Origin of the sequence: Streptomyces roseochromogenus subsp. oscitans DS 12.976, from assembly GCF_000497445.1 — a bacterium.
GTDB classification, from domain to species: domain Bacteria; phylum Actinomycetota; class Actinomycetes; order Streptomycetales; family Streptomycetaceae; genus Streptomyces; species Streptomyces oscitans.
In genome coordinates, this window is sequence record NZ_CM002285.1 from 7,166,490 (window position 1) to 7,177,697 (window position 11,208).

At 70.7% G+C, this 11,208-nt stretch carries 12 protein-coding genes, 1 pseudogene and 1 riboswitch; of the genes and pseudogenes, 5 read left to right on the forward strand and 8 right to left on the reverse strand.

Annotated features, from left to right (window positions below):
- A partial coding sequence (locus tag M878_RS80650) for a chorismate-binding protein (RefSeq protein ID WP_023551393.1) occupies positions 1 to 1,120 on the reverse strand: 1,120 nt, incomplete at its 3' end.
- A 119-nt stretch (positions 1,121 to 1,239) separates the two neighbouring features.
- Positions 1,240 to 1,296 (reverse strand): trp operon leader peptide, encoded by a 57-nt coding sequence (locus tag M878_RS000000101965; protein ID WP_388652921.1) that lies wholly within the window; start codon positions 1,294 to 1,296, stop codon positions 1,240 to 1,242.
- A gap of 107 nt (positions 1,297 to 1,403) precedes the next feature.
- On the opposite strand from M878_RS000000101965, the gene M878_RS80655 reads away from it, so the two are divergent.
- Entirely contained in the window at positions 1,404 to 2,756 is a 1,353-nt protein-coding gene (locus M878_RS80655; protein WP_023551394.1) for a class II 3-deoxy-7-phosphoheptulonate synthase, read from the forward strand.
- Positions 2,757 to 2,914: 158 nt separating this feature from the next.
- Positions 2,915 to 3,124, forward strand: a pseudogene (locus M878_RS000000101510) ((2Fe-2S)-binding protein); the annotation flags it as partial.
- A gap of 98 nt (positions 3,125 to 3,222) precedes the next feature.
- On the opposite strand, the gene bfr reads toward M878_RS000000101510, so the two are convergent.
- Positions 3,223 to 3,705 carry a bacterioferritin gene (gene bfr / locus M878_RS80660; protein ID WP_023551396.1) on the reverse strand — a complete coding sequence of 161 codons (483 nt, stop codon included), beginning with the start codon at positions 3,703 to 3,705 and terminating at the stop codon, positions 3,223 to 3,225.
- A 186-nt stretch (positions 3,706 to 3,891) separates the two neighbouring features.
- Between bfr and M878_RS80665 the strand changes: the two genes are divergently transcribed.
- Positions 3,892 to 4,524 carry a sulfite oxidase-like oxidoreductase gene (locus M878_RS80665; RefSeq protein ID WP_023551397.1) on the forward strand — a complete coding sequence of 211 codons (633 nt, stop codon included), beginning with the start codon at positions 3,892 to 3,894 and terminating at the stop codon, positions 4,522 to 4,524.
- 56 nt (positions 4,525 to 4,580) lie between these two features.
- Here the strand turns inward: M878_RS80665 and M878_RS80670 are convergent, their stop codons facing one another.
- The 5 genes from M878_RS80670 to thiO all read right to left on the reverse strand — a co-directional run bounded on the left by M878_RS80670 (position 4,581) and on the right by thiO (position 10,176).
- Positions 4,581 to 5,447, reverse strand: coding sequence for a deoxyribonuclease IV (locus M878_RS80670; RefSeq protein WP_078630680.1), 867 nt, complete (start codon positions 5,445 to 5,447; stop codon positions 4,581 to 4,583).
- A gap of 111 nt (positions 5,448 to 5,558) precedes the next feature.
- Entirely contained in the window at positions 5,559 to 7,532 is a 1,974-nt protein-coding gene (gene pknB, locus M878_RS80675) for a Stk1 family PASTA domain-containing Ser/Thr kinase (RefSeq protein WP_031226360.1), read from the reverse strand.
- 470 nt (positions 7,533 to 8,002) lie between these two features.
- Complete coding sequence (locus M878_RS80680) at positions 8,003 to 8,797, reverse strand: thiazole synthase (RefSeq protein ID WP_023551400.1); 795 nt, start codon at positions 8,795 to 8,797, stop codon at positions 8,003 to 8,005.
- 3 nt (positions 8,798 to 8,800) lie between these two features.
- Positions 8,801 to 9,019, reverse strand: a complete 219-nt coding sequence (gene thiS / locus M878_RS80685) for a sulfur carrier protein ThiS (RefSeq protein ID WP_023551401.1) — start codon at positions 9,017 to 9,019, stop codon at positions 8,801 to 8,803.
- Complete coding sequence (gene thiO / locus M878_RS80690; protein ID WP_023551402.1) at positions 9,016 to 10,176, reverse strand: glycine oxidase ThiO; 1,161 nt, start codon at positions 10,174 to 10,176, stop codon at positions 9,016 to 9,018. The genes thiS and thiO overlap by 4 nt, the downstream gene beginning before the upstream one ends.
- A riboswitch (TPP riboswitch) is annotated at positions 10,174 to 10,285 on the reverse strand. It overlaps the preceding gene by 3 nt.
- Before the next feature lie 53 nt (positions 10,286 to 10,338).
- On the opposite strand from thiO, the gene M878_RS80695 reads away from it, so the two are divergent.
- The gene (locus tag M878_RS80695; protein WP_023551403.1) at positions 10,339 to 10,689 is read left to right on the forward strand and encodes an avidin-fold protein; all 351 of its coding nucleotides are present in this window, start codon (positions 10,339 to 10,341) and stop codon (positions 10,687 to 10,689) included.
- 32 nt (positions 10,690 to 10,721) lie between these two features.
- Positions 10,722 to 11,208: FAD-dependent oxidoreductase (locus M878_RS80700; RefSeq protein WP_158692815.1), on the forward strand; the 487-nt coding region annotated here is incomplete at its 3' end.

Below are 11,208 nucleotides of genomic sequence, written 5' to 3' on the forward strand. Positions count from 1 at the left end.
CCTTCGCGTGCGTCTCCGCGACCTCGCTCGCCGGATCCGAGCCGCGCACCAGCGTCGCGCCGACCGGGACGCGCAGCCGCCCCTGGGCGGAGATGTCGGCCGTGCGGATCAGGATGGGGGAGTCCAGGGTCTGCGCGCCCACAGATCCTTCCCGCCCGCCGCCCGCGTACCGGCCGAGCAGCGCCAGCGCCCCCGCGTAGTACCCGCGCTCGCCGACTTCGTGCCGCTCGATCACCCGGCACGCGTTCTGCACCGGCGACCCGGTCACCGTCGCCGCGAACATGGTCTCCTTCAGCACCTCCCGCACATCCAGGGAGGACTTCCCGCGCAGCTCGTACTCGGTGTGCGCGAGGTGCGCCATCTCCTTCAGCCGCGGCCCGACGACGACCCCGCCCATGTCGCCGACGGTGCACATCATCTTCAGTTCCTCGTCGACGACCATCGACAGCTCCTCGATCTCCTTGCCGTCGGCGAGGAACGAGAGGAGATGCTCCGGGGCCGGCCCCTCGGCGGGATAGCGGTACGTCCCGCTGATCGGGTTCATCACGACCGTCCCGCCGGACATCCGCACATGCACCTCGGGGCTGGCTCCGACCAGCGTGCGCTCCCCGGTGTGCACGACGAACGTCCAGTAAGCGCCCCGCTCGCCCTCCAGCAGCCTCCGGAACAGCGCGAGCGCGTCGGCCCGGCCGAACCCGGGGATCTCGCCCTCGTACGTCCGCCGGATCACGAAGTTCGCGCCCTCGCCCCGGCCGATCTCCTCCGCCAGCACCCGCCCGACGATCTCGCCGTACGCCACGTCATCGACGTCGAAGCCGCCGCCCTCGACCCGCACCTCGTGCGCCGGGAGCCGGGACAGGGCCACGTCGAGCGGGATCTCGTACGACTCCTGTGGCGTCAGCACCAGCAGCGGGGTGCCGTCGTCGCGGACGTCGAAGCCGCGCTCGCGGATCTGCCGGAACGGGATCAGCGCGAGGCCCTCCTCGGGCAGGTCGGCGAGCCGGTCGCGGCCGGTCACCGGGCCGATCAGCAGCTCCACCGGGTGCTCGTCGCGGCCCGGGACACGGCGGCGGAGCAGGGCGAAGGGGCGGTCGTCGTGCAGGAGCTGTGACAGGTCCATGGTCCTCGGTTCCTCTTCCGTCGATGTCGGTCGATGCGATCGACATCGGTGAGGAACGACCCCGGACACGCCGAAGGCCGCCCCTCGGGCGGCCTTCGCGAAGTCTTGCGTACGCGCGATCAGTGGGCCGCCGGATAAGCGGTCCACCACCAGTTCTGGATCGAAAGCGCGAACATGGCGGAAACCCTACCGCACCCGTCCCCCGGTCCACAGGACAACCGTCGCGTCTCACCCTTCGAGCCAGAAGATGGGGCATGCGACGCGACCCCGTAATGTTTACGAGGTGACCGTGAACGCTAAGACCAGCCCGAGCGCTGGCAACACCTGGCGAAACCTGCCCGCGGCGCAGCAGCCCGAGTACCCCGACGCCGAGGCTCTGCGCGCAGTGATCGCGGACCTCGAGTCGTATCCGCCGCTCGTCTTCGCGGGCGAGTGCGACCAGCTGCGCGCCCGGATGGCGGCCGTCGCCAAGGGAGAGGCGTTCCTCCTCCAGGGCGGCGACTGCGCCGAGGCCTTCGACGCGGTGTCCGCCGACCACATCCGCAACAAGCTGAAGACTCTGCTCCAGATGGGTGCCGTCCTCACCTACGCGGCCGCCGTGCCCGTGGTGAAGGTCGGCCGTATCGCCGGGCAGTACTCCAAGCCGCGCTCCAAGCCGATGGAGACCCGCGACGGCGTGACGCTCCCGGTGTACCGGGGCGACTCCGTCAACGGCTTCGACTTCACCGAGGCGTCCCGCATCCCGGACCCCGAGCGGCTGAAGCGCATGTACCACGCCTCGGCGTCCACGCTGAACCTGGTGCGTGCCTTCACCACCGGCGGTTACGCGGACCTGCGCCAGGTGCACGCCTGGAACCAGGACTTCGTGAAGACCTCGCCGTCGGGCCAGCGCTACGAGCAGCTCGCCCGTGAGATCGACAACGCGCTGAACTTCATGCGGGCCTGCGGCACGGACCCGGAGGAGTTCAAGACCGTCGAGCTGTACTCCTCGCACGAGGCGCTGCTGCTGGACTACGAGTCCGCACTGACCCGGGTCGACTCGCGCACCGGCAAGCTGTACGACGTCTCCGCGCACATGGTGTGGATCGGTGAGCGCACCCGGCAGCTGGACCATGCGCACATCGAGTTCGCCTCGCAGATCCGCAACCCGATCGGCATCAAGCTCGGTCCGACCACGACGGCCGAGGACGCGCTGAAGTACATCGACCGCCTCGACCCCGAGCGGGAGCCGGGCCGGCTGACCTTCATCGTCCGGATGGGCGCCGACAAGATCCGTGACAAGCTCCCCGAGCTGGTGGAGAAGGTCACGGCGTCCGGTGCGACGGTGGCCTGGGTGACCGACCCGATGCACGGCAACACCTTCGAGGCGGCCTCCGGGCACAAGACCCGCCGCTTCGACGACGTGCTCGACGAGGTCAAGGGCTTCTTCGAGGTCCACAAGGCGCTCGGCACCCACCCGGGCGGCATCCATGTGGAACTGACCGGCGACGACGTCACCGAGTGCGTGGGCGGCGGCGACGAGATCTTCGTCGACGACCTGCACCAGCGCTACGAGACGGCCTGCGACCCCCGGCTGAACCGCAGCCAGTCGCTGGACCTGGCCTTCCTGGTCGCGGAGATGTACCGGGACCAGTAGGAGGGCCGGAGGGGCCGCGGGGCATCTGGGGCGCGGATCACATACGATCCGCGCCCCTCCCCACTTTTCCGGACCCTGTGCGGCGGGTAAGGTTAGGTTTGCCTCACCGATCAAGGGGATGGCATCAAGACAGCGATCCCGTCGGGAGGTGAATCCGCGTGTACGTCTGCAGCTGCTTCGGCATCACCGAAGCCCAGGTCAAGCAGCACGCGGAGGACGGCGCCTGCACCCCCCGCCAGATCGCCTCCGCCTGCAAGGCGGGCACGGACTGCGGTTCGTGTGTCCGCCGGATCCAGGCACTGCTGGGCCGAGGCGCCTGCCCGCGCCGCGAGCTGGCCGACCAGGGCAAGCCCGTGCTGACGGCGCTGCCGGGTGAGCTCCCCGAAGGGGCGCGGGGAACTGCGCGACCAGCCATGACGGGCCCGCAGACGATCGACAGCCTGCCCCGGCCCTTCCCGCGGAGCGCCTAGCTGCTCTGGGGCTGCTCGATGATCTGCGAGATGTAGAGCGCCTCGCCGAGCTTCTCCACCAGCTCCAGCTGGGTGTCGAGATAGTCGATGTGCTGCTCCTCGTCGGCGAGGATGTCCTCGAAGATGTTCGCGGACGTGATGTCGCCCTTCTCGCGCATCACCTTGATGCCCCGCCGGAGCCGGTCGATCGCCTCCACCTCGATCTGCCGGTCGGCCTCGAACATCTCCTTCACCGTCTGTCCGACACGGACGTGGAAGAGCCGCTGGTAGTTGGGCAGCTCCTCCAGGAACAGGATCCGGTCGGTGAGCACCTCCGCGTGCTTCATCTCGTCGAACGACTCGTGCCGCGTGTACTTGGCGAGCTTGTACCAGCCGAAGTTCTCCTGCATCTTCGCGTGCAGGAAGTACTGGTTGATCGCGGTCAGCTCGCCGGTGAGCTGCTCGTTGAGGAACTCGATGACCTCGGGGTCGCCCTGCATCGCAGAGGCTCCTTCCACGGGAAACGGGGAGGTGTCTATGCGGCCGCATGATTGCATCGGCAACCAAGATCGTCCAGTAAGTGGATGCTTAGTAAGTTCGCCCTGACTTGGCGCCTGTTGTCCGGTTCATGTGCAAGGGTGGACGCGTGGTCAAGGGCACTGCCCGAGGTCTGTCAGGATGGATACATGGGTCATCCGGTGGAGCGAGAGTCTGGAGCGACGGCAGGGTCCGAGCTTCCGCCGGGTCAGCGGCTCCAGCGCGGCTGGCCGGTCACGCACTATGGGCCCGTCCCGAAGTTCCGGCCCGAGCGCTGGGAGTTCCGGGTCTTCGGGGCCACCGCCGACGGCGACAAGCACACCTGGGGCCACGAGGAGTTCACGGCCCTGCCGTACACCACCGTGGTGGCCGATCTGCACTGCGTGACGAAGTTCAGCATGACCGGCGCGGAGTGGGGCGGCATCCCCGCCCGCGCCATCCTCGACCTGGCCCCGCCGGCGCCGGACGTCACCCATGTGATGGTCTGGGCGGAGTACGGCTTCAGCTCGAACCTCCGCCTGTCCGACTTCACCTCGGACCGCACGATCTTCGCCACCCACAAGGACGGTGAACTCCTCACCGCCGAGCACGGCTTCCCGGTCCGCCTGATCGTGCCCCACCTGTACGCCTGGAAGGGCCCCAAATGGGTCCGCGGCGTCGAGTACATGACCGCCGACCGCCGCGGCTTCTGGGAGGAACGCGGCTACCACAACATCGGCGACCCCTGGAAGGAACAGCGCTACTCCTACCAGGAGGAACCGGGAGACGGCCCGGAGCTGTAGCCCTCAGCGGTGGTACCGGGGATTCCCCAGCCGTGGTACCGGGGTATTCCCCAGGGTCATCCGTCGCGCAGCTTCTTCAGCCGCTCCACGTCCGCCGCGTGCCCTTCCTTGCCGCCGGGTGTCTCGATGATCAGGGGTACGCCCTCGGTCGCGGGGTGGGTCATCAGGGCGCGGAACGGGTCCTCGCCGATGTGGCCGGCGCCGATGTTCTCGTGCCGGTCCTTGTGCGCGCCGACCACGTCCTTGGAGTCGTTGGCGTGGATCAGCTTCAGCCGGCCCTCGCCGACGGTGTCCACCAGCAGGTCCAGGGTCTGGTGCATGCCGCTCGGGCCGGTCAGATCGTGCCCGGCGGCGAAGATATGGCAGGTGTCCAGGCACACGCCCAGCTTCGGATGGGCGTCCAGCGCCTCGAAGTACGGCCCGAAGTCCCAGGTGCGGGCACAGAGCGAGGCTCCTTGCCCCGCGGTCGACTCCAGCAGCAGGAACGGGTCGTCGTCATGGGTCAGCTCGTCCAGCAGCGGCAGCAGATGCGCGCGCACCTGCGCCAGCGCCGTCTCCCGGGCCCGCCCGCCGGTCGCGCTTCCGGTGTGCACGACCACGCCCAGCGCGCCGATCTCCCGCCCGCGCCGCAGCGAGTGCCGCAGCGACTCCACCGACCGCTCCACGGTCGCCTCGGTGTGCGAGCCGAAGTTGATCAGATAGGGGGCGTGCACATACGCGGGGATCGACTCCTCGGCGCACGCCTGACGGAACGCCTCGTCCTGCCGGGGGTTTCCCACGGGCGTCGCCCACCCGCGCGGATTGGCGACGAAGACCTGCACGGTCTCCGCCTTCAGATCATGGGCGTACGACAGCCCCACCGAGTGCAGGCCCCCGGCCACGGGGACATGACCGCCGACGGGATTGCGCGGAAGGGACGACAGCCGGGGGGACGGCTGAGGGGACGGCTGGGGGAACGACGACTGAACCGGACTCACAGGTTCAGGGTGTCATGCCCGCACCGGCCGCCGGACCACGGTCTGCGGTGACTCCCGTCAGCGGATGGTGATCGTGATGGTCGACCCCTTGGGCGCCGTGTCGCCGCCCTTCACCGACTGCTGCTTCACGGTGTCGCCGAACAGCCCGAGCAGCCCGCGGTCGTCCTCCACCTTGAAGCCCGCGTCCTGCAGCGCCTTGTGGGCGTCGTCGACGCTGTCGCCGACCACGTCCGGCACCTGGACCATCTGCGGGCCCTTGGACAGCGTCAGTGTCACCGTGTCGCCCGCGGCGGCCTGGCTGCCGTCACCGGGGCTCTGCTGCGCCACCTTGCCCTTGTCGTATGCGGAGTTGACCTGCGTGGAGGCGATCTTCACCTTCAGTCCGGCGTCCGTCAGTCGCTGCTTGGCGTCGTTCAGATCGTCACCGGTGACGTCCGGGACATCGATCGGGCTGCCCTTGCTGACGGTCAGCGCGATCGCCGAACCGGCGTGCCGCTTGGTGCCCGCCTGCGGCGTCGTGCCGATCACCTTGCCCTGGTCGACGTCCTCGCTGAACTCCTGGGTGACCATGCCCGGCTCCAGTCCGTCCGCCGTCAGCTGCGAGCGCGCCTCGGCCAGGGTGCGGCCCGTCACATCCGGTACGTTCACCGTGTCCGGGCCCAGCGAGATGGTCAGCGTGACCGCGTCGTGGTCACGGATCCTGGCTCCGGGGGCCGGATCGGTGCCGATGACCGTGCCGCGCTTGACCGTGTCGTTGTACTCGCGCTTGACCTGCCCGACGTCGAGCCCGGCCGCCTTGAGCCGGTCCCGCGCCTGCGCCTCGGTCTTCGACAGCAGCGGCGGGACCTTCGTGAACTGGCCGGAGTTGATGTACCAGACCCCGGCGCCCACGCCGAACACCACCAGCACGGCGGCGACGATCGTCAGCACCAGGCGAGGGGAGCGCCCGGACCGCCGGGATCGCCGCGGCGACGGGGCGGGCGGTGCCTGCAGCCGGCTGGTGCGCTGGACGCCACCCTCCGCCGGCGCGTCCTCATTGCCGGGCAGCGGCCGGGACGGGGGTCCCCCCGCGCGAGCGGAGCCGAGCGTGGGGGAGGTCAGCGAGCGCGGGATCACGCTCGTACGGTCCCCGGCGTTGTCGTGCTCCGTGGACAGCGCCTGCGGCGGCACCGTGTCCAGCTGCTCGGCGCTCAGCCCCTGACGCGCCTCGCGCGTCTGGGCGAGCAGCGCCACGGCGTCCTGCGGCCGGGCGTCCGGGATCCGCGCGGTCGCCGACGCGACCAGCTGGTCCAGCGCATACGGCAGCCCCGGCGCCAGCGCGGAGGGCGGCGGCACGTCCTCGTGGATGTGCTTGTACAGCACCTGGGCGGGGGAGTCGCCGGAGTGCGGCTTTCCACCGGTCAGCATCTCGTAGAGCACGACACCGCACGCGTACACGTCGACGCGCGGGTCGGCGGTGCCCTGCTCTATCTGCTCGGGCGCGAGATACGACACGGTGCCGAGCACGGCGCCGGTGGTGCTGGTCACGGTGTCGACGGACCTGACCAGCCCGAAGTCGGCGACCTTGACCCGCCCGTCGTCGCCTATCAGCACGTTCTCGGGCTTCATGTCCCGGTGCACGAACCCGGCCCGGTGCGCGGCACCGAGTGCGGCGAGGACGGGTTCGAGGATGTCGAGGGCCGCGCGGGGCTGCAGCGCCCCGCGCTCGCGCAGCACGTCCCGCAGGGTGCACCCGGCGACGTACTCCATCGCCAGGTACACATACGACCCGTCGGTCCCCTGGTCGAAGACCTGGACGACATTCGGGTGGGCCAGCCGGGCGACGGACTTCGCCTCCCGGATGAACCGCTCCACGAAGGATCCGTCCGCCGCGAGCGTCGGGTGCATCACCTTCAGCGCGAGCACACGGTCCAGGCGGGTGTCCAGGGCCCGGTAGACCGTGGCCATCCCGCCGACCGCGATCCGCGCGTCGACGCGATAACGGCCGTCGAGCACCTGCCCGACTAGGGGGTCCTGAAGGGTCGTATCCACGCAGGGGAGTCTACGAGGGCCAACGGACACTCCCCCCGCCGAGACCGCTTTCCCGACCCCACTGAAGCCGACCTGTAACGCTTCCCACACCCCAAGCCCAACCGCTCCGCGCTCCCACGCCCGGCACCAGCCCGCTCCGCTCCTCGTCTGGCGCGAGCCTGCTTCGCTCCTGGTCCGGCGCGAGCCTGCTTCGCTCCTCGTCTGGCGCGAGCCTGCTTCGCTCCTCGTCTGGCGCGAGCCTGCTCCCCCCACGTCCCGCGCGAGCCCGCTTCGCTCCTCGTCTGGCGCGAGCCTGCTCCACCCCTGGTCCGGCGCGAGCCCGCATCCCCTACGACCGGCGCCAGCCCGCTCCCCTCCCCACGACCCGCGGTCGCCGATGGTGAGGACGCCCCGCGGGAAAGTCCAGCCCTCCAGCCGAGAGTCACGGGTGGTGCGTGGGTGGGTGGGCAATGGGCGACCGCAGCGCGGGGTCAGAACGCAGGACGCTCGGGATCCAGCACGGCCAGGCCCTCCGCAGGAGACGACGCCTCGGCGAAGTGCCTGCGCGGAATCCGCCCGGCCAACCGAGCCAACCGACCCCCCTCCACGGCATGCCGCATCGCCGCCGCCATGAGTTCCGGCTCCTGCGCCCGCGTCACGGCAGAGGCAAGCATCACCCCCGCACACCCCAGCTCCATCGCCAGGGCCACGTCAGACGCCGTACCCGCTCCCGCATCCAGAATCACCGGCACCCCGGCCCGCTCGACGATCAACTGGAAATTATGGGGATTGCGAATCCCGAGCCCGGACCCGATCGGCGACCCCAGCGGCATCACCGCCGCACACCCGGCATCCTCCAGCTTCCGCGCCAGCACAGGATCGTCATTGGTGTACGGCAACACCGTGAACCCGTCGTCGACCAGCGTCTCCGCCGCCTCCAGCAGCTCCACCGGATCCGGCAGCAGCGTCCGCTCGTCGGCGATGACCTCCAGCTTGATCAGATCCGTACCCAGCGCCTCCCGCGCCAGCCGCGCGGTCAGCACGGCCTCGCCGGCCGTGAAACAGCCCGCCGTGTTCGGCAGCACCCGGATGCCCAGCTTCTCCAGCACCGACAGCACCGAACCGTGCACGGACGGGTCGACCCGCCGCATCGCGACCGTCGTCAGCTCCGTACCGGAGGCGACCAGCGCCCGCTCCAGCACCTCCAGGCTGGGCGCACCGCCCGTACCCATGATCAGCCGCGAGGAGTACGTCGTACCCCCGAGGGCAAAGGAATCGTCGGCCATGGCTCAGCCCCCCTGGACCGCGGTGAGGATCTCCACGCGATCGCCCTCGCTCAGCGTCGTGCCCGCCCACTGCGCACGCGGCACGACGGTCTCGTTGACGGCCGCGGCCACCCCGGAGGGCGCGGCGACCAGGGACCGTACGACGGCTTCGAGCGAGGTGCCCGAGGCGACCTTGCGGCGCTCGCCGTTGACGGAGACGGAAAACGTCACGGAGATGCTCATGCGGGCTGCTCCAGGAGTACGGCGCCGAAGCGCTGCGGCGTGAACGGACGGGCCTCGTCCGGCAGTTGACCACTCGTCAGCACCTCGGCCAGCACATTCCCGGTGACCGGCGTCAGCAGCACCCCGTTGCGGAAGTGCCCGGTGGCCAGCAGCAGCCCGTCCAGCCCGGAAGGCCCGAGCAGCGGCGCGTTGTCGGGGGAGCCGGGGCGCAGTCCGGCCCGGGTCTCGGTGAGCGGCAGCTCGGTGATGCCCGGCACCAGCTCATGCGCGTCGCGCAGCAGCTCGTACACGCCGCCGGCGGTGACGGTCGTGTCCCAGCCCAGCTCCTCACTGGTCGCGCCGACGACCAGTTCGCCGTTCTCGCGGGGCACCAGATAGACGTGGCCGCCGCGCACCACGGCCCGTACGGTACGGCTGAGGAACGGCGCGTAGGGGCGCGGCACCGTCAGCCGCAGCACCTGTCCCTTGACCGGCCGTACCGGCGGCAGCAGCGCCTCGGGCACACCCGCCAGCCGTCCGCTCAGACTGCCGGCCGCGAGCACCACCTGCCCGGCGCGCAGCCCGGTGCCGTCCGCCGTGGTGACGCCGACGGCCCGGTCGCCCGCGACGTCCAGCCGCTCGGCCCACACCCGGTGGAACGTGACGCCGGCCCGCTCGCACGCGGCCACCAGGGCCGCGGCCAGCCGCCGCGGGTCGATCTGATGGTCGCCGTCGACCCGGAGCCCGCCGCGCACCCCGGGCGCCAGCATCGGCTCCAGGCGCCGGCACTCCCGGCCCGACAGCCACTCGGACTCCAGGCCGCAACGCCGCTGAAGGGCGTGCAGCTCACGCAGATACGCGCGGTCGTCGGCGTCGAGCGCGACCTGGAGGGTGCCACAGCGGCGATAGCCCAGGTCGTGGCCGGTCAGCTCGGTCAGCTCGGCCGCGAATTCCGGGTAGCGGCGCGCCGATTCCAGGTTGAGGGCGAGCAGGGTCTCCTCGCCGTAGTGCAGTTCGGTGACCGCGGCCAGCATCCCGGCCGCGACCTGCGCGGCCCCGCCGCCGGGCTCGGGGTCCACGACGGCCGTGGCGAGCCCGCGCTGCGCCGCGCGCCAGGCCGTGACCAGGCCGATGATTCCGCCCCCGATGACGAGGACGTCGGACGTACGTGACGACATGGGCGTCCAGCCCCTCCCTTCGCCGGCATGACCCGGATCAGGTTCGTACGGTCGGAGGCCGCCAGCCTCCCTCTCAGCCCGGTGCGTCCGGGCTCCCGCGAGTGCTTGTACGGTGGCCACCCTAGCCCGCCGCGCTCGTCACTCGTAAGGGAGCCCCCACCCATGGCCCGCTCGCTGGACGGTCTGACCTTCGCCCCCGTGGCGGACCAAGCCCCAGGTCAGGTGGGTACTCACACCCGGTTCGCGTACCACGAGAAGAGCGGCGAGATCTGGGCCGAGTACGCGGGCGGCGATGTCGTACGCGGCCATCTGGTCGGCACCCGCGAGGAGGACCGGCTGGACTTCCGGTACGTCCAGCTGAGGACCGACGGGACGACCGCTTCCGGGCACTGTGTGTCCACGGTCGTCACGCTGCCGGACGGGCGGGTGCGGCTGGAGGAGACCTGGGAGTGGGAGTCCCGGACGGGCGCCGGTACGAGCGTTGTGGAACAGGTCACCGAGCACGCCCGCTGACTGACGCGTTGTCACGTGTCTATTGTGATCGGGTGAGCGAGCAGACAGCGCAAGGGGGCACGTCAGGGGAGCGGCGCGTGGTCGTCGTCGGCGCGGGCATGGCCGGGGTGCAGACCGCGGTCGCCCTGCGCGAACAGGGATTCAGGGGTGCTGTCACCGTGCTCGGCGCGGAGCCGCACCAGCCGTACGACCGGCCGCCGCTGTCGAAGGCCGTGCTGCTCGGCAAGGCCGAGGGTTCCGCCTTCGACGTGGACTTCGAGACGCTCGGCGTCGAGCTGCGGCTCGGCTGCGAGGTGCTGGGCCTGCGCCCCGCCGCGCACGAACTGGACACCGAGGCGGGACCGGTGCCGTACGACGTCCTGGTCCTCGCCACCGGCGCCGAACCGATCACCCTGCCCGGCACCGAGGGCGTGCCCGGCGTGCACCTGCTGCGCACCCTGGACGACGCCGAACGGCTGCGGCCGGTGCTGGCCGAGCAGCACGACATCGTGGTCGTCGGGGCCGGCTGGATCGGCGCCG